The sequence below is a fragment of the Breznakiella homolactica genome (assembly GCF_016616095.2).
Taxonomy (GTDB): domain Bacteria; phylum Spirochaetota; class Spirochaetia; order Treponematales; family Breznakiellaceae; genus Breznakiella; species Breznakiella homolactica.
The window spans coordinates 1,638,955-1,658,172 of the sequence record NZ_CP067089.2 but is presented as its reverse complement, the minus strand read 5'-3'; the positions used below and the strand labels follow the sequence as shown (position 1 = coordinate 1,658,172).

The 19,218-nt window shown below is 53.1% G+C and carries 14 protein-coding genes; 10 read left to right on the top strand and 4 right to left on the bottom strand.

Annotation, left to right across the window (positions count from 1 at the left end; all coding sequences use genetic code 11):
- Positions 1-13: 13 nt before the first annotated feature.
- Positions 14-1,867 carry a hypothetical protein gene (locus tag JFL75_RS07620; RefSeq protein ID WP_215626083.1) on the bottom strand — a complete coding sequence of 618 codons (1,854 nt, stop codon included), beginning with the start codon at positions 1,865-1,867 and terminating at the stop codon, positions 14-16.
- A gap of 350 nt (positions 1,868-2,217) precedes the next feature.
- On the opposite strand from JFL75_RS07620, the gene JFL75_RS07615 reads away from it, so the two are divergent.
- Positions 2,218-4,392, top strand: coding sequence for a methyl-accepting chemotaxis protein (locus JFL75_RS07615; protein WP_215626082.1), 2,175 nt, complete (start codon positions 2,218-2,220; stop codon positions 4,390-4,392).
- 18 nt (positions 4,393-4,410) lie between these two features.
- Here the strand turns inward: JFL75_RS07615 and JFL75_RS07610 are convergent, their stop codons facing one another.
- Positions 4,411-5,148, bottom strand: coding sequence for a DUF5655 domain-containing protein (locus JFL75_RS07610; protein ID WP_215626081.1), 738 nt, complete (start codon positions 5,146-5,148; stop codon positions 4,411-4,413).
- A 199-nt stretch (positions 5,149-5,347) separates the two neighbouring features.
- Here JFL75_RS07610 and JFL75_RS07605 point away from each other — a divergent pair, with 199 nt between their 5' ends.
- The 8 genes from JFL75_RS07605 to JFL75_RS07570 all read left to right on the top strand — a co-directional run bounded on the left by JFL75_RS07605 (position 5,348) and on the right by JFL75_RS07570 (position 16,009).
- Positions 5,348-5,779, top strand: a complete 432-nt coding sequence (locus JFL75_RS07605) for a MarR family winged helix-turn-helix transcriptional regulator (protein WP_215626080.1) — start codon at positions 5,348-5,350, stop codon at positions 5,777-5,779.
- Positions 5,780-5,836: 57 nt separating this feature from the next.
- Positions 5,837-7,591, top strand: a complete 1,755-nt coding sequence (locus JFL75_RS07600) for an ABC transporter ATP-binding protein (RefSeq protein WP_215626079.1) — start codon at positions 5,837-5,839, stop codon at positions 7,589-7,591.
- On the top strand, positions 7,581-9,470 hold the full coding sequence (locus JFL75_RS07595) for an ABC transporter ATP-binding protein (RefSeq protein WP_215626078.1): 1,890 nt from the start codon (positions 7,581-7,583) through the stop codon (positions 9,468-9,470). The genes JFL75_RS07600 and JFL75_RS07595 overlap by 11 nt, the downstream gene beginning before the upstream one ends.
- Before the next feature lie 281 nt (positions 9,471-9,751).
- Positions 9,752-10,483 carry a MarR family winged helix-turn-helix transcriptional regulator gene (locus JFL75_RS07590; protein WP_215626077.1) on the top strand — a complete coding sequence of 244 codons (732 nt, stop codon included), beginning with the start codon at positions 9,752-9,754 and terminating at the stop codon, positions 10,481-10,483.
- 212 nt (positions 10,484-10,695) lie between these two features.
- On the top strand, positions 10,696-12,411 hold the full coding sequence (locus tag JFL75_RS07585) for an ABC transporter ATP-binding protein (RefSeq protein WP_215626076.1): 1,716 nt from the start codon (positions 10,696-10,698) through the stop codon (positions 12,409-12,411).
- The gene (locus JFL75_RS07580; RefSeq protein WP_215626075.1) at positions 12,408-14,240 is read left to right on the top strand and encodes an ABC transporter ATP-binding protein; all 1,833 of its coding nucleotides are present in this window, start codon (positions 12,408-12,410) and stop codon (positions 14,238-14,240) included. Before JFL75_RS07585 ends, JFL75_RS07580 begins: the two co-directional genes overlap by 4 nt.
- A gap of 145 nt (positions 14,241-14,385) precedes the next feature.
- The gene (locus JFL75_RS07575; RefSeq protein WP_215626074.1) at positions 14,386-14,865 is read left to right on the top strand and encodes a hypothetical protein; all 480 of its coding nucleotides are present in this window, start codon (positions 14,386-14,388) and stop codon (positions 14,863-14,865) included.
- Between the two features lie 316 nt (positions 14,866-15,181).
- Positions 15,182-16,009 carry a CPBP family intramembrane glutamic endopeptidase gene (locus JFL75_RS07570; protein WP_215626073.1) on the top strand — a complete coding sequence of 276 codons (828 nt, stop codon included), beginning with the start codon at positions 15,182-15,184 and terminating at the stop codon, positions 16,007-16,009.
- A 64-nt stretch (positions 16,010-16,073) separates the two neighbouring features.
- Here the strand turns inward: JFL75_RS07570 and JFL75_RS07565 are convergent, their stop codons facing one another.
- Both JFL75_RS07565 and JFL75_RS07560 read right to left on the bottom strand, forming a co-directional pair.
- Positions 16,074-17,357, bottom strand: a complete 1,284-nt coding sequence (locus JFL75_RS07565) for a lipoprotein N-acyltransferase Lnb domain-containing protein (RefSeq protein ID WP_215626072.1) — start codon at positions 17,355-17,357, stop codon at positions 16,074-16,076.
- 183 nt (positions 17,358-17,540) lie between these two features.
- The gene (locus tag JFL75_RS07560; RefSeq protein WP_215626071.1) at positions 17,541-18,125 is read right to left on the bottom strand and encodes an NAD(P)H-dependent oxidoreductase; all 585 of its coding nucleotides are present in this window, start codon (positions 18,123-18,125) and stop codon (positions 17,541-17,543) included.
- Positions 18,126-18,502: 377 nt separating this feature from the next.
- On the opposite strand from JFL75_RS07560, the gene JFL75_RS07555 reads away from it, so the two are divergent.
- Positions 18,503-19,123: a DUF6266 family protein gene (locus tag JFL75_RS07555; protein ID WP_215626070.1), complete on the top strand. Its 621-nt coding sequence runs from the start codon at positions 18,503-18,505 to the stop codon at positions 19,121-19,123.
- Positions 19,124-19,218 lie beyond the last annotated feature (95 nt).

The window sequence follows — 19,218 nt, the reverse complement described above, 5'->3', positions numbered from 1 at the left end:
TGATCCGGCCAGGTTACTTAACCGGCTCTTCGAATTCCGCGGAATGTATCCTGCCTCCGGCGCCCGTAATTGCCAGGGGCTTTTCCCAGGCCGGGTCGGAAAAGTACACCACCGCCGCGGCGCTGCGGGTTTCCCCTTTCCGGCGGACGGTAATTTCCGCGCGGACAGGTTCGGGAACACCCCGGGGCCGGAATTCACCGGCCTTTGCGAGAAAGTTCTCCCTGGGAATGGTCCGCAGTGTTTCCAGCGCCTCTCCCGCCTTGGCCAGGGAAGGCTCCAGATTGGGGACTTTCCCGTAGAAATTTTTTGCTTCGGTGACGGCGGAATCGAGTTCTTTCCGGGCGGATGTAAGGAAGCCCAAAAGCCGCATCATCATGTCAATTCTTTCATCCAGGGGAACCGACGGGCTCTTCCATAATGAAACCATGAGCTCCAGTCTGCGGCCATTGTTTTCCGCCGACTCCTTATCTGCCGCTTCCGCGAACTCATCGCTCCAGCGTTTTGCCTCCGCGGCGCCTTCCCGCGCCAGCGGTTCCGCTTGTTCTGTCAGCGGTTTGTACCGCTCCCAGAGGATTTCCAGGACTTTCGCCAGCCGCCGGTGCGATCCGTTATAGGCCGAGACCGTATCCTCCGCAAAGCCGCTGCCTTCTTCCAGGGGACCGTAGGTAGGCATCAATGATTTCCAGTAGAGCAGGAATTGAATAAAGGGCGTATCAGGGGCGGTCTGTTCGTTCTGCGGAACTGCGTTTTCCCAGATAACCGCGGCGTCCCGGAACGCTCCGGCAAATTCCACGGCGGCGGCATCGGTAACGGTGTCGCTGTTTTTGCTCATCCTGGAAAGGATGTCCTTGAAACCATGGATATCCAAATAGTTCCGCAGCGACTGCGGGTCTTCATCATGAAAGCCGCGGTATATGATACCCTGCATAACGGTAAAGGCCGCCGTTATTTCCTCCAGTAAATCGTCCATCCGAATCATCCATGATACCGGCTGTTCGTCAAAAGCAAAGGGGTTGATCCGGACCGGCGCGGCCTCCGGGATAAGCCGCAGCCCGCAGGGAATTTCCCTGTCCCAGAATCGCAGGGGATAGGGCAGAGCGGATCTGTATCCCCGTAAAACCCAGGAATGGTCCGGCCAGGTTTCCTGGTCCGCGCAGAACGGAATCAGGGTATCCGCGAAGCGGTAGACCCGGGCGGGGAGAAATTCCTCCGGAACTGGCTCGAACCGTTCGCCGGCGTCCGAAAAATCATCGTCCGCAGCCTCATCGTCGAACTCCTCCCGGCTGCGGCCGAGAAGCTCCATGAGCAGGCTGTCGTCGGGATTTTCCTGCATGAGCTGTTCGGCGTCACTCATGTAGAAGACCATCATGTATCCCTCATAGGCGTACTCATCCATCCAGTCTGCCCAGGTCAGCAGAAGTTTGACGATGCGCAGCGCCTCCAGGCTGTTAACCTGCTCCACGGGCTGGGCATCCGGTCCGGTGATTTTTCCCGCCTTTACGATTTCCTCCCAGGCAGGCGAGCCGGAATCCACACAGATTTTATTGTCTCCTTCGGGAAAGCGGTCATCGTAATCATGGTAGATGTAAAGATCCCCTATGCCGTACGAATCTTTTTCCAGCCCGCCGGTATCGTAAAACCCGCGGTTGGTTTCATAATCCCACATTTCCTCCTTGTCAAAGAGGAAGGTATACCGGCATTCGGCCATTTCCCTGATGGTCCGGGCGTTGGTAAAGGAACAGTCGCCGTATTCTTCGAGGCGGAACAAGGTATAAATGAGGTTGCGTTTTTCCTGGACGGGAAGACCGGAACCGGCCACAGCGCGGACGCCGATTTCCACAAAGTATTCAATTTCATGCATAGACATGGGACACCCTCCGCCGGTTTCCTCAAAACTAATTCTGCCGGCGGGTCTCCGGCTGTAACCCGAACGATAGTAACCGTAAAATAATACCATAAAAAAGATTTTTATTGTAAAAATCGGAAGAACACCTCATAATACTTAAACCGTTATTTCCGGATTAGGACAGCGGATGAACCGCGGTCCGGAAAAATATCCCGCGAAGTCCCGGAAACAATGGTACAGAAACAGCAGCCCTTTTCCCCGAATGGGTGAAAACTATATACGCTAAACCGGCGGCAGGATCCATCGGGATCCGCAAATCCGCCGGTTGCGTTTTTTTGTAACGCAATGATACAAGGAAAAGGAGAATTTGCATGAAATTGAAATTCCGGCTGAGTCTTATTGTTGGGGCGATAATGGCGGTGGTTATCGCCGCTATCGCAATGATCATCCTGCTCCGGTCCGCTGGGCTCCAGTCAGCGGCTGCCTATGAGAATGCCCGCAATATCGCGGCGGTAAACGCCGGAACCATCCAGCGGCGTTACGAATCCTATCTGGACAGCGCCCGTTTCCTGGCACAGATTATGGACAGTTTTGAGAACGTGGCCCCCGCGGAACGCAGGGGCCGGTACAATGATATGATCCGGGATATTATGGAATCAAACCCGCGGTACGTGGGGATCTTTACCGTATGGAAACCCAACGCATTGGACGGTATGGACGCGCAGTACGCCAATACCCCCGGAACCGACGGGTCGGGGCAGTATATTTCCTGGTATACCCGTGAAACCGGAGCCATGGAGTTCCGGGCCTATACGGATTACCAGGCCGTTCTGGACCAGACCCAGGGGGAGCGTATTCTGGATCCCATATACCGCACGGTGCAGGGAAAACAGACCCTGGTGGTGACTGTCATTGCCCCGGTGAAGAAAAATAACACAGTTCTGGGAGCGGTAGGGGTAAACATCGACATCACCGCACTACAGGATATTGTGGATGGAATTAAACCCTATGAAAGCGGAGTCGCGGCGGTGATCAGCAACAACGGTACCATGGCGGCCCACTACGACCATAACAGGACCGGACAGAATATCCGGGACACCGACCGGGAACTGCTGGGTTCCAATTTTGACCGTGTGGTTTCGTCCATCAGGACCGGCACGCTGATAGAGGTATCCTACTTTTCAAAAATTTACGAAACGGATATGCATGTTGTGTATTATCCCTTTACCGTGGGTGAAAGTACCGCGCCCTGGGCTATCATGGTGGGGATTCCCATGGACAAGGTCATGGATCCGATTTACGGTATGGGCCAATTTACCATAGGACTTGCCTTGGCGGCGATTCTCCTGGTGGCGGCGGTGATCTTCCTGGTATCCCTGCGGATCACTAAACCTATTGTCAGCGTGGCGGCCATGCTCAAGGATATTTCAGAAGGCGAGGGGGATCTGACAAAGCGGATCAGCCTTTCCTCCAAGGATGAAATCGGCGACATGGCCCATTACTTTAATTTAACCCTAGATAAAATCAAAGGCCTGATTGTCGCCATAAAGAACCAGTCCGGTGTCCTTTTTGATATCGCCGCGGAACTGTCCTCCAACATGACCGAAACCGCGGCGGCGGTCAATCAAATTACCGCCAATATCCAGGGCATAAAAACCCAAGCAGTGAACCAGTCCGCCAGCGTGACCGAAACCAATTCCACCATGGAACAGATAACCGTCAACATTGACAAGCTCAATAACCATATCGAAAACCAGAGCGCCAGCGTGGCCGAGTCATCTTCTGCGGTGGAAGAAATGCTCGCCAATATCCAGTCCGTCACCCAGACCCTGGTAAAGAATACCGACAATGTACAGAATCTCGCGGACGCATCCGAGGTGGGACGTACGGGTCTGCAGGAAGTTTCGGCGGATATCCGGGAGATTGCCCGGGAATCCGAAGGCCTCCTCGAAATCAACGCTGTAATGGAGAATATAGCCAGCCAGACGAACCTCCTGTCCATGAACGCCGCCATCGAAGCCGCACATGCCGGCGACGCGGGGAAGGGCTTCGCAGTGGTGGCGGACGAAATCCGGAAGCTGGCGGAATCCTCCGGGGAACAGTCCAAGACTATTTCCGCGGTACTGAAGAAGATAAAGGAATCCATCGATAAAATCACGAAGTCCACCGATGCGGTGCTGAGCAAGTTTGAAGCCATCGACTCGGGAGTGCGGACCGTATCCGATCAGGAGGAAAATATCCGGAACGCCATGGAAGAACAGGGTGCCGGCAGCAAGCAGATCCTGGATGCCATCAGCCAGCTCAACAATATTACCCAGATGGTAAAGGGCGGTTCCGAAGAAATGCTCACCGGGAGCAACGAGGTTATCCGGGAGAGCCAGAACCTGGAGATGGTAACCCAGCAGATAACCGACGGAATAAACGAGATGGCCTCCGGTGCGGAGCAGATCAATTCCGCGGTAAACCAGGTCAACACCATCAGCGGGCAGAATAAAACAAGCATCGATATGCTGGTGGCGGAGGTATCGAAATTCAAGGTTGAGTAAATCCTAACCCCGGCCGGATCAAAAACGTTTTGATTTCGGCTGTGTGTCTTTTTTCTTAACCTGGTCCAACCGCCAGCGGGTGATTTCTTCGATAAGGCCGTACGGCGGATCCTTGTCCAGCGGGAACCTGATTCCGCCTTTGGTGGTGGTATATCCCTTAAGCTTTGGGGCAAAGGCTTCCACCGCCTCCGGTGTGGGAAAAAGGCTTAGATGGTTTTTTGCCGCGGCGAAATGAACCAGGTTTTCCCGGAAATAATAAGTGGGCATCTGCCAGCTGATTTTTTCTTCCGCTTCCGGAGCGGCCCGTCGGATAGCCTTCCGTACTGCCCGGAGAATGTCTTGAACATTCCGAGGAAAACCGGCGATATATTCATCCACGCTGGAATAGGATTTTCCTGGTTCCCGTTTCCGCGGAGGGGTGGCCATGGTCAGTTCATAAGCCTCCCGTATGCCTCCGGCTATGAGCGGAAGACGGCTGCTGTCGGTAAGTTCAACGTAGTGTATAATTCTGTTCCGGGAGGTCTGCTGGGTTTTTGAGGCTTTCCATTCCGGGCGGAGCTTGTCCGAAGCAAAAGCCGCCACCAAAGCTGTTTTTTTGGCGCTGATCTCCGCAAAACTGGTACGGTGTTTCCAGCGAATGGTTCTGGATGCCTCCTGTTCCTCAAAAGGACCCGTCAGGCCGGTGACGGCGGCTTTCAGCTTTTCATACAGAGGAAACCACTGTTCCCTGACTCCTGAAAAGACCCGTTTTTCCATTCCGCAGCCTCCTGGTATAAGTATAGTGCGGGACGCCGCCGGACTGCCAATGACCGCGGCCGGGATAATTAAACCTATTGCTGAGGTGTTGTTTTTTCAAATAAATTCTCTTTATTCCATAAATGTATTGACAGTATTCGGTGGTGGTCATATAATCTGTAATATGTTACAGATTAACGAAGGATGGTAACTTCAACGTATGGATCAGCGGGATATAGGTGCTTTATTAAAAATCATTACCGATAAAATGAAGGCCGGCGGGGACGCGGATTTGAAGGAAAAGGATCTGACCTTTTCCCAGTCCACTGTTCTCAATTACCTGCATGACCGCCGGGAAGACGCGACCCAGAAAGAGATTGAAAACTTCCTCGGGGTTTCCCACCCGGCAGCGGCGGGTATTGTGAGCCGTCTGGAACAAAAAGGATTTGTCTGCTCGTACGCCGACCCGGAGGACAAACGGAATAAGATGGTGGGCCTTACGGCTAAGGCAAAAAAAATAACCGGGGAGATACAAAAGAAGATACGCTTCGGAGAACAGATGCTGGTTCATGCCCTGTCAAAGGAAGAAACCGAGACTCTCCGAAGGCTGCTTTTGACCGTATATGAAAACATTGATTCATATAAAGGATAATTTCCGGCTTTATTTTTTTTACCTAATATGTAACATGTTACATAATTGGAGGATATAATGATACGAACACTGGTAAAAAGCATACGGGAGCATAAAAGGACAACATGGGTTACCGTTGTTTTATCTGTGGTGGAAGCGTTTTTTGACATCGCCATTCCCCTATGCATGTCGAACCTGATTGATTTCGGGGTCGAGGATGGCTCCATGGCGGCGGTGCTGCGGTATGGGGCTGCATTGGCAATATTCGCATGTTTGCAGCTTATCACCGGAATGGGCGCCGCCCGGTTCGGCGCCAGGGCGGCGGCGGGATTTTCCGCCAACCTCCGGGAGGACATCTATGACAATGTGCAGACATTCTCATTTTCCAATATTGATAAGTTTTCAACCTCCTCCATCATCACGCGGCTGACCACGGACATCACCAATATTCAAAACGCCTACCAGATGATAATCCGCACCGCCGTCAGAGCCCCGGTGCTGATTATCTTCTGCATCGTGGTGTCCTTCCGGATTAACCGGGAAATATCGCTGATGTTCCTGGTCACGGTTCCCGTCATGGCCCTGGGACTATTTCTCATTCTCCGCTATGCAAAACCCATCATCGACGGGGTGTTCAGGACCTACGACAAGCTGAACAACATCGTTCAGGAAAACCTCCACGGTGTCCGGGTGGTAAAGTCATTCAACCGGCAGGATTATGAAATCAAGAAATTTGGCAGAACATCGGAATCTATCTATAAGGATTTTGCCAAAGCGGAACGGATGATTGCCTTCAATTCGCCCCTGATGCAGTTCTGCATGTACGTTTGTATGATTCTCATTTCCTGGTTCGGCGCGAAGGCCATCATCGCAAGCGGCAACAGCGCGGCCCTGGGCCTCACCACGGGCGGGCTTACCGCCCTCTTTTCCTATGTACTCCAGATACTGTACAGCCTTATGGCGCTGTCCATGATTTTTGCCCTGGTGACTATTGCCTCATCCTCGGCGGAGCGCATCGGGGAAATCCTCAACGAGGAAACGGATATCAAAAACCCGGAGAATCCGGTGATGCAGGTTGCAGACGGAGGCATCCGCTACGACAATGTGGATTTTATGTACGCCTCAAAGGCGCAGAAGAAGGTGATTGACCGTGCCTCGGTTACCATCGGTTCCGGGGAAACCGTGGGCATCATCGGCGCCACGGGTTCATCCAAAACTTCCTTTGTACAGCTCATTCCCCGGCTCTACGACGTGAGCGCCGGTTCGGTCAGTGTCGGCGGCATTGATGTGCGGAACTATGACCTGGACACCCTGCGGAACGAAGTGGCCATGGTGCTCCAGAAGAACACCCTCTTTTCCGGGACCATCAAGGAAAACCTGCGCTGGGGAAACGAGCACGCCACGGATGCGGAAATTGAAGAAGCCTGCCGGCTGGCCTGCGCGGGTGAGTTTATCCAGGCGATGCCCGGCGGTTACGATACCCATATTGAACAGGGCGGCGCCAACGTATCCGGCGGACAGAAGCAGCGGCTCTGTATTGCCCGGGCGCTCCTGAAAAAACCAAAGATACTCATTCTGGACGACTCCACCAGCGCGGTGGATACCAAAACCGACAAACGGATCCAGGAGGCGTTCAAAAAATATATTCCCGAAACCACAAAGATCATCATTGCCCAGCGGGTCGCTTCGGTGGAAAAGGCGGATAAAATCATCGTCCTGGATGACGGAAAAATCGAAGCCGTCGGCACCTCGGAGGAACTGATGAAGACCAGCGTGATTTACCGGCAGGTCTTTGAATCCCAGAAGAAAGGAAGCAAAACAGATGAACAATAACCAGTTTAACCTCAAAACAGTAAAGCGTTTGCTTTCGTATCTTAAGGCCTACCGGGCCGCACTCATCACCGTAGCTGTCTGCATCGTGCTGAGCGCTCTGGCCAGCGTGGCCTCATCCCTCTTTCTCCAGTCCTTGATTGACGATTACATCGTCCCCTTATTAGGTACCGCTAACCCGGTGTTCACCGGCCTCATAAAGGCGCTGGCCCTCATGGGTCTGGTCTACCTGATTGGCACCCTGGCAACCCTGGTGTACAACCGGGTTATGGTCACCATCGCCCAGGGGACCCTCAAGCGTATCCGGGATGAGATGTTCGCCAAGATGCAGGACCTGCCCATCCGGTATTTTGATACCCACACCCATGGGGACATCATGAGCCGCTATACCAATGACACCGACACCCTGCGCCAGATGATTGCCCAGTCATTGGCCCAGCTGGTGACTTCGGTCTGTACTATTGTGGCGGTGTTCTGCGCCATGCTGTACCAGAGCATCTACCTCACCTTGGTGGTACTGGCCGCGGTGACGGTGCAGTTATTGGTTACGAAAAAACTCACCGGCAAAAGCGGTTTCTATTTTGTGAAGCAGCAGGACACCCTGGGGGTGCTTAACGGCTATGTGGAGGAAATGGTCAACGGGCAGAAAATCGTCAAGGTGTTCTGCCATGAGGAGCTGGCGAAAAAGGATTTCCGCCAGAGGAACCGGAATTGGGAACACGCGTCCTCCAACGCGAACGGATACGCCAACGCCCTCATGCCGGTTTCAAACTCCATCGGCTACCTGCAGTATGTGGTGGTGGCAATCATCGGCGCGTGGATGGCGATTATGCAGGCCCGCAACCTCACCCTGTTCGGGATGAATGGTATCACCCTGGGGACCATCGCTTCATTCCTCACCCTTTCCCGCAACTTTACCAGCCCCATCTCCCAGGTGGCCAACCAGTTTAATTCGATTATCACCGCCCTTGCCGGAGCTACCCGCATATTCAGTTTGATGGATGAAGTGCCTGAAACCGATGAAGGCTATGTGACATTAGTAAACACCACGGAGGATGAAAAGGGGACCATGCGCGAAACTGCCAGCCATACCGGAACCTGGGCATGGAAGCATCCCCACGGCGACGGCACCATCACCCTGTCAAAACTTTCCGGCCAGGTAGTGTTCGAGCATGTTGATTTCAGCTATTCCCCGGGAAAGCAGATTCTGCACGATATAACCCTGACCGCCGAACCGGGACAGAAGATTGCCCTGGTGGGCGCCACCGGCGCGGGGAAAACCACCATCACCAATTTGATCAACCGTTTCTACGATATCGATGGCGGCAAGATCCGGTACGACAGCATCAACATCGAAAAAATCAAAAAGCCCGATCTGCGGAGCTCCCTGGGTATTGTGCTGCAGGATGTGAACCTTTTCACCGGGACGGTCATGGAAAACCTGCACTACGGGAACCGGGACGCCACCGACGAAGCGTGTATCGAAGCGGCCAAACTTGCCAACGCGCACAACTTCATCATGATGCTGCCCAATGGTTACGACACGGTTCTGGAAGGTGACGGCAGCGGCCTGTCCCAGGGACAGCGCCAGCTCATCTCCATTGCCCGGGCTGTGGTGGCGGACCCGCCGGTGATGATTCTGGATGAGGCAACATCATCTATCGACACCCGCACCGAAGCGCTGGTTCAGGAAGGTATGGACCGGCTCATGGAAGGCCGGACCGTGTTTGTCATTGCCCACCGGCTTTCCACGGTGATGAACTCCGATGTCATCATGGTCATGGACCAGGGCCGGATTATCGAGCGGGGCTCCCATGACGAATTGATTTCGAAAAAAGGAACCTATTACCAGCTGTACACCGGTGTCTTTGAGCTGGAATAAAGCCGTACGTCTGTGATGCTGAATTGTACCGGCTTCACAGACAGCAGCAGATACCCATCACCGGGAGGCCGCGAATCGAACCGCCTCCTGGTGTTTTTTTAATTCCGCGATTTTACCTATTACCCCCAGTACACCGCACCGGCAGTACCATTCCATACCGGAAATAAGAAATATATCGAAAATATTTTACAGGTACCGGTAGAAAATGCTTGACAAATAATACAGGTACCTGTTATATTTAATTCAGAAGGTACCTGTATTAAATCTTACGGAGGATTAAAATGATGATAGATAATTATACGGAATTAAATGAAAAACTTTCCCGGCTCCAGTGGCTTCTGCAGCGGCAGCATTTCCAGAGCCACGCTGAACGCGGTCCCATGGCGGACCCGACCCGGGGACAGGGCAGGGTGCTGGCCATTCTTAAGCTTCAGCCGGAAATCAGCACCAAGGATCTTTCCTATCTCCTGGGCATCCGGCAGCAGTCTCTGAACGAACTGCTGAACAAGCTGGAAAAGTCGGGCTTTGTTGAGCGTATTCCCTCGGAAGCCGACCGTCGGATCATGATGGTCAGGCTCACCGAGAAGGGAAAAGCCGAACCTCAGTCGGAGGGGGATTTTTCCGGCATTTTCAGCTGCCTCAATCCCGAAGAGCGGACCGCCTTCGGGGATTACCTGGACCGGATCATCGCCGCCCTTGAGGCTCAGCTGGGTATCGAGGCTGATGAGGAGAGTTTTGACTGGATGAATGGTGCCCGTTCCCGCATGGGCGCGGAGATGTTCGAACGGCTCATGGAAATGCGGGGCGGCCCGAGGCCTCACCGCCACGGCCATCCGGGCGGACCCTTCCGCGGCGGCTTTGAAGGCTGCGGCGGACGGCACGGCCGCGGGCCCGCGCCCGAGAATATGCCCGGGGCGGAACGGTTCAGCCCGGATTACACCGGTCCCGTTCCCGACCGGGATGGAACCGGGCCTTCCGGCGTTTCTTCGGAAAAAAACGAAAAGGGGGAATGATCATGATTCCCTTCCGAGCTGTATTCCGGTATATCCTGGGAGATATCCTGTGCTGGTTTAAAAACCTGAAGAAACCAGCCTCATCCGGCATCGCCCTGTAGCAGCGTAAAGAGGAGCAGTCACCATGTTCTCAATGCTTATGTTTCTTACGGTATTACTGTGCCTGTATGCTCTCATCACCATGGCGGAAAAAGAACAGGAGGAGGCGGTCCATGTTTAGCATATTCAAACGGCTTCCCCCGGTTCAAACTATTCTTGCCATTGTCTTTCTGTTTTTGCAAACCGGCTGTGCCCTGTACCTGCCATACCTGATGGCTGGAATGGTGGACCAGGGCATCATGGCTGGCGACTTCGGATTCATCTGGAAGCAGGGCGGCACCATGCTGGGCATCGCAGCCCTAAGCCTCACGGGGGCTCTGCTTAATATGTACATCGCCGGAAGGATTGCCTTCCGGCTGGGAAAGGAACTCCGGGAGGAAATTTTCACCAAGGTACTGAGTTTTTCAAAAACCGAATACGACCGTTTCGGTACCTCGGTTCTGATAACCAGAAATACCAGTGATGTGACCCAGGTGCAGACTGTGGTGGAGATGTTCTTCAAGTTCCTTATCCTCTCGCCAATCTACCTTATCGGCGGTATCTGTCTCACCTGGAAACTGAATCCGGCCCTGGCGCTTCCCTTTGCGGCGGTTGTACCCTTTATGGCTTTGGCCGCGGCGGTGATTTATCGTTTCGCGGTGCCCCTGTACGGAAAAATGCAGTCCCTCCTGGACCGGCTTAATCTCCTTTTCCGGGAGGGCATCACCGGCGTCCGGGTTATCCGGGCCTTTGCCCGGGAGGAGGTGGATTATGAAAAATACAGAACCACCAACCGGGACTATACCGGAACCGCTATTGCCGCGGGTACCATCATGAGCGTCTTTGTGCCATTGATAACCTTGATTATCAGCCTGGCAGCGCTTGCCATCGTTTGGATAGGAGGAAATTCCACCGCCGGAGGAAATATGGACGTGGGCGCCATCATGGCGGCGCTTTCCTATTCGGCCCAGATTCTCATGGGCTTCGGCCTTCTGACCAACGTTCTTCTGATTCTGCCCCGGGGCCAGGTATCGGCCCGGCGTATCCGGGAAGTCCTGGACACGCCCCTGAGCCTCCAGGACCCATTACAGCCGGAACCTGCCGGGGCTGTCTCCCTGTCCTTTATCGGGGTGAGCTTCAGCTATCCCGGCGCCGCGAAACCGGCCCTTTCGGATATCAGTTTTACCGTGGGGAAGGGACAGACCCTGGCAATCGCCGGCGGCACCGGGGACGGCAAGAGCACCCTTCTGTCACTTATCCCGCGGTTCTACGACGTCCAAAGCGGCAGTATCCGGATAGGCGGAACCGATGTCCGGTCCATGGTCCAGAACGATTTACGGAAATTAGTGAGCTATACCCCCCAGAAGTCAGCTCTCCTGGCAGGGACTGTCCGGAGCAATTTACTCCTGGCCAAACCCGGTGCGGGGGATGAAGAACTCTGGGCGGTCCTGGAAGACGCCTGCGCCGCGGAGTTTATCCGGGAACTCCCGGAAGGCCTGGACAGTCCGGTGGAAAAGGGCGGGGCCAATTTTTCCGGCGGCCAGCGTCAGCGGCTCTGTATAGCCCGGACCATTATCAAGGAGGCGGACATCTATCTTTTTGATGATTCATTTTCGGCCCTGGACTTTAAGACCGACGCAGCCGTGCGGGGTTCCTTAAAGCGGCGGCTGGAGGATAAGATCGTTGTTCTGGTGGCCCAGCGGGCAGGCACTACTGCAAACGCGGACTGTATCGCGGTGCTGGATAAGGGCGTGCTGGCGGGCCTTGGGACCCACAATGAACTGCTGAAAAACAGCCCTGTGTACCGGGAAATCATCCGGTCACAGGGGTACGAGGAGGAAGCGGCATGAACATGAAAATGAACATCCAGGGCGGCGGTACCGCCGGCAGCGCCGGCGGCGGAAGATCCGCGGCTCAAAAAGCGGCCCCGGTGTCCCCGGCGGCTTCCCTGAAGCGCCTGCTGGTCTATATGAAGAAGCACCGTCCTCTGGTGATCTTCACTGTGATCATAGCCGCTGCCGGAACCCTCATGCAGGTATTCACCCCAAAACTTCTGGGCGGAGCCACCACACTGATTTTCCAGGGGCTGCAGTCACGGACGGGTATTGATCTGGCCGCTCTGGCCGGGGTGCTTGTATCGGCGGCTCTCCTGTACCTGGGGATTTTTCTGGCGTCCTTTCTGCAGGAACGGCTTATGACCGTAGTCTCCTTAAGAACCACCGAGACCCTGCGGAACGCCGTAAAGGCCAAACTCAACCGTGTTCCGGTTTCTTACTTCGATAAACATTCTACCGGGGATATGATGTCCCTGGCGGTGAACGATATTGATAACATTGCCCAGAACCTCCAGCAGAGTCTGACCCAGCTTATTTCCAGCGTCATACTTCTGGCGGGAACCCTGATTATCATGATCACGATCAGCCCTCTTCTGACTCTTCTCTCCTGTTTTATGGTTCCGGCGAGCATTCTTACCGCTAAAATATTTACCCCGCCGGCGCAGCGGCATAATAAAAAATACTTTGCCGGCCTGGGCTCACTGAATGGCTGTATTGAGGAAAGCTGCAATAACTTTACGGTAATCAAAAGTTTCAGCGGAGAGGCAGAAGCCCTCGCGGCGTTCCGGAGTTCCAATGCGGATGTCTGTGAATCAGGATGGCGGGCCAGATTTTTCGGCCAGAGTATGATGCATATCATGATGTTCACGCAGAATATTGTCTATGTGCTCATCGCCGCCCTGGGGGCTCTCCGGGTTATTGCCGGCGGCCTTCTCATCGGTAACCTACAGGCTTTCCTGCAGTATTCCCAGCAGTTCGCGTCACCGGTAGCCAGGCTGTCTAGTATCTGGGGCAGTTTTCTTTCGGCCATTGCCTCGGCGGAACGGATCTTCATCCTCCTGGATACCGAAGAAATGGAAGAAAACGCCGGTGCTCCGGAAATTCAAAGCGGGGCCGCTAAGGTAGTCTTTGACTCCGTTACCTTCGGTTACAGCGATATGCCTCTGATGAAAAACTTCAGCCTGGAAGTGGAGGAAGGCAGAACCGTTGCCATAGTGGGCCATACCGGGGCAGGCAAAACTACCCTGGTTAACCTATTGGAGCGGTTTTACGAAATCCAGGAAGGCGTTATCCGCGTGGACGGAGAAGACATCCGGGGTCTGGACCGCCCGGTTCTCCGCAGACGCATCGGCATGGTACTCCAGGATACCTGGCTTTTTTCCGGTACCATTCTGGACAATATCAAATACGGCAAGCCCGGTGCTTCCGACGAAGAGGTAATCACTGCGGCCCGGGCCGCCTATGCAGAGTCTTTTATTCTGCAGCTTCCCGATGGGTATAATACGGAACTTACGGAGGATGCGGGCAATATTTCCCAAGGACAGCGTCAGCTTATCACCATTGCCAGGGCCTTTTTATCCGACCCTGAGATCCTCATCCTTGATGAAGCTACTTCCAATGTGGACAGCCGTACGGAGATGATTGTCCAGAAAGCTATGAAGGAGCTCATGCGGAACCGTACCAGCTTTGTCATCGCCCACCGGCTTTCCACAATATACAGCGCCGACCGTATTGTTGTAATGGATCACGGTGACGTGGCGGAGACCGGCACCCACCGGGAGCTGATTGAACGGGACGGAATTTACGCGGACATCTACCACAGCCAGTTCAGGCAGGCTGCTTAGCGCATTTTACCGTAAAACACTGGGCCGCGGTGTGAACCGCGGCCTTTTTCTTTTCCGGGAAACGGCGCATCTCTGATATTTTTCCGGTTTGATAGCGGGGGATTAAATTCTGTAGTATACTTACTATAAAAATTAGGGGTAGGTTATGGATACTGAAAATACTGAGGTCTTTTCACTGCAGGCGCTGATTTGTCCAAAATGCGGCTCCGGAGAATTCAAACCCATAGGATTCAAAGGTTCCGCTTCCCGTGAGATTTTTTCCCAGCTGGGGCTGAGGACCATGGCCCATACCAACGAACACGGTCCCCTGGTCTGCAGATGTCTCCAGTGCGGAACAAAATTTACCGGCCGGCCGCGGCCCGCTGAACCGGAGGAACTCCTGGAAAGTCCCTGTACGATTTCACTGACCCGCAGCGGCGGTTTTATCGGGGCTCTTATTGACTTTCCGGTTTTTCTCAACGGTGTGCGGGCGGGTTCTCTCGGCAGCGGCCAGACCATTGAAATCTCTACAAAGGTGAAACACAATGTGCTCTTTGTCGCCAGTGAAACCGGAGCTGCCTTTTCAAACTTTTTCCGGTTTGACGCTGTTCCCGGGGGGACCGAAACGCTGACCTTCAGCCGGTAAGAGTTCCCGGCGGGTGGCAGTTCCCTGGGCTTCAGTGTTAATCATTTTCAAAATGTTCCATTTCTTCATCAAAATGGGCGTCCGCGTTTTTAATAAAGTTATTGAAGCCCAGGGATGCAGAATCTTCCGGGATGAAGTGAATCGAAATCAGCCATAGTAATATCTCCTCATTCTTCTGTACTCAGAAAATAGTGTCCTAATTTTTGCAGAGTTAACTTTTATGATGGAATAAATTCTTTCGTTTTATGTGTTACAGTATAGTGGTCTCTTATCAGAGACCGGCTTTTTTAGTATATCTTAATTGGAGTATTCCGCAGTGAAAGAGAATTTCATTCCTGTCCGTTTTTTTACAGCTGCCTTTGCCTGGTCATGGCTTTTCTGGTTACCGCTGGTGCTGGTAGGCTTGGGCATCATTTCCTTAGAGGGTGATGCGCTGACGCTCATTTCCGTTCTCATAAGCGTTATCGGCGCGTTCGGACCAGCCTTTGGTGCCTATGTTTCTATCCGGACCATTCAGGGAAAAGGTGCTTTCCGGGCTTTTCTTAAACCATTCTTTTCGCTGCGATTCGGCTGGAAAACCTGGGCCGCCCTTTTCCTTGTACTGGGACTGTCCACCGCGGCTGCCTGGATTATTCCGGAGTTTTTCGGTGAACACCGGGCTCCGATGCTGCTGCCTGGTATCTTTATCTTTCCTGTATACTGGCTCGCCATGGTTTTTCTTGGGGGCGGCCAGGAGGAAATCGGCTGGCGAGGTTATATACTGCCCTTCCTGGAAAAACGTTTCGGCCGGATATGCGGTTCCCTGGTGCTCTCGGTTATCTGGGCTTGCTGGCATATTCCTCTGTGGTTTGTCCCCGGAGCGAGTCAGGGATACATGAATTTCTTCGGTTTTCTCATGCTCACCACGGGCTATTCTTTCTTTTTCGCCTGGGTACTCCGGGCTTCCGGAAACCGGCCTCTTTCGGCTCTGATTGCCCACGGCACTGCTAACGCCTTTATTCCGGTATTCCCGGTGGTTATTATGATTCCCGGAGCAGCGCAGCCCCGGTTCTGGCTCTGGGTGAGTTTTACCCTGGTCATCGGCATCGTTACCACTGCGGCGGGGGAAATCAGCCGGAGGCGGGGAACTGCCTCCGGCGGATAAACCTGGTCAGTTTTTCTGGGTTTATAAAGAGACAGAGTGGAAGATTTTCCCCCGGATTACTTCTTCATCTTTTCTTTTGAATTCTCTTCCGCAGCCACCCCGGGACGGGGCTTAACACCAGGGCTATAGGCAATACCAGAGCTTCACTGGTCCGGTTATGCTGATAAAAACCAGGGATGATTTTTATACCCGCTGCCAGGAGAATTCCCAGAAGAATGAGCGACCATAATCCCTTAAGCATTTTTTCAGGAGAAATTTTCCACCCCTGACCGCGTCCCGCAGCCAGAAGAATCCCCAGAGGTATCGCCGCCAGAAGCAGCGGATTGATGAAGAACAGATTGATGTTGTGCCAGGTATAGTCGTGCATGGAAAAGAGGGACAGGTAAAAGAGAATGCTTCCCAGGATACCAAAAAAGAAGCCCGCTGCGGCATGGAAGGTTCCCATAAGTATTCTTCCCGCGGTGGAGCGGGATTTCCGTAGCAGTCCCAGTAATATAAGCGCCAGGGCCGTACCGGTACCGGCAAGCAGCGCCCGGGGCCATTGTTCCTTTGGGACCACTAATGGAGCTGGCCGGTCCGCGGTATGGACCGTTTCAACCGACAGTACCAAAGGCCGTATGGTCCCTCCTGGATCAGGATAGGTAAAATCCCGGATGTTCCGCTCAATCTCCAATGGCAGGTACATTTCTTCCCAGACCGTCGCCGGCGTGTCGATATCCCGGCCCATTGCGAAATCCAGAAGCCAGTCAAAGAAAGGAGAAAACCATGTGTACCGCAGGCCCTGCTGCCGCAGGGTATACCGGCCCGGTGCTTCACCGTATTCCTGGAAAAACGCACCCTCTGTGGCCATAGCCAGGATGTCCCGGGTCCGGGTTGCGCAGTTGTCCTTGAAAAAATGGTAATAGTAGTCCCGGTTTTCCGGTGCCGTATCCCACCGGGCCTGCAGGAGAATCCGTTTTTTGATCTCCGGGGAAAGGTCCAGAGTATAGAGCCGAACATCCCGGCCGGCAGATACATAGCGGTGTATATTCCACTCTGCGGTACTCTCCTGGCAGCTGTACAGCAGTTTGCCGGTAAGTAGATTACGGAAAAAACTTTCCGACTCAAAGGAGAAAACACCGTAATCAAAAATTGCAGCCCCGCCGGTTTTACTGTCTTCGATGACCAAGCCCATATGGCCCCACCAGGAATAGAGTTCTTTTCCGGGTCCGAAGAAGGCGAGTTTAACTGTCAAAGGATCGTTTTCAAGATTTTGATCCAGGTCCAATGCCGGGAATTCCTGGCTTGGGAGCCGGGGCAGTACCCCCAGAAACAGAACCAGCGCCGCAAGGATATATCTTCGTATCAAGGATTCTCCTTACTGTAAGTATAGTACAGGGAAACAAGATGTTCCCCATTCCTCCAAAACCCGAACGGTACCTCCGTAAAAAGATAATCTCCTTTGCCGGAAGGTATATACTATTCCCAGTTATTAACTCAATCTTCATGCAACGGCGGCACGGAAAGCTCTTCTTTTGAAAAGGCCCTTCGGTTAGAATTCCGCCCCCAGGTCGTAAGCAGTTTTTAGGTGCTTATTCCAATTGTCCCTGCGCGCCTCGGGCGTCCCTTTCGTCATAGCATCCATAACTACAAATTCCTTGTTCCGTACCCGGTCAAACAGCCTGTCCCCAAGCATGACCGTTTTCATGGCTTCAAGATGGCCATACTCAACTAGGTGTCGTACCTCATGACCGGCAGTACAAATCACCAATCCCTTATTGAGCTGTTTCATTCTGCGCTGACCATAGGCAAAGCCATATGTCCAAACCCGGTCAAACCATCCTACGAGTTTAGCCGGAGCCTCCGTCCAGAATACCGGATATATAAAGGTAATAGCATCGCTTGCGTTGATTTTCTCCTGTTCCGATAGTACATCCTCCGGTACCGGCAGGTCCTCCCTGTAGTTTGATTCCCGGAGGTATTCGGTCTCGGTCATATCTGTCCGGAAATCCATCTTATACAGATCTGATATGGTATGGCTGTGGCCTGCTGCTTCAAGGCCCTGAATAAAGCTGTCCCTGGAATGGCGAGTAAAACAATCTTCACTGGGGTGGGCATAGACGATAAATACCTTCATAGCTATTTTCCTCCAAAAATCTGGGGTATAAAACCGGTTAATATCAGCGCACGATGCATTCAGCAACAGCAGTTTAGCTTAGGTATCACACCGTACCCTTACCGTACCCGAAACGTACCACTACCGTTTAAATGGCTTTACAATGCTTTGGACATTGAACATTGAAGCAGGATCGTGGCCTGTACCATACTATGGGAGTACGGAATTAATAACAACCGTTATTACACGGTTTCGGTGAAAATAAGCTAGGATGGGGCCTGTACTTCCGGCGGTTATGAATCCCGGAAGCCCGGATGATGGTTTTCGGGAAGAACCCTTTGGTCTTCAGGGGCGAAGCAGCGGTGGTACCAGAAAATACCAACAAAGGAGTGTGGAATATGGCTATTACAAACATTGTATCCGGGGAACTTAGGAACAAAGTGGGTGCTCTTGTAGGGGCTAAGTGGAAGGGGATTTCCTATGTCCGGGCCTATGTCAAACAGAAGGATGCCAATACCGGAGCCCAGCGAGCGGTGCGGGACCGGTTTGGGCGGATTGCCCTCTTTGGGTCGGCCATCAATGAGGGGGTACTCAAGCCTTATCAGGCTAAGGCTTTACGAAACTTAAGCCCCTTTAATCGTTTTATCAAGATTAACCGTGAATTTATTGCTGATCCCGCTGCGGGTTACTGGAATATCCGGATTTTCTCCGGAAACCTTCCCGTAGCCGAAGAAATGAGTGTCACTGCTTCCGCTATGTCAGGGACTGTTGAACTTCTGGTCACACCTCTTTGCGGTGGATCTGCCCATAGGCATGACACCCTGATTGCTGTGGTGTACAACGAAACCTCTGATACCTACGGCTGGAATACCATCGATCGGGGAACTGGCGATCCTGTGGCAATTGCGGTGCCGGTGTTTTTCAGGGAAGGAGACGTGCTCAATATTTATCTCACCGCAAGCCGCAAAGGGTCTTGCAACGGCTATACACTGTACACAGATACCATTGCCAGTGCCTAAGATTCATATTGCTAATTAACCTCCGCAGGGCTAAAATGACATTGTGCAAAATCTGATTGCCAGGCGCAAGATAAGGATTTTTTCATTTTTCTAAA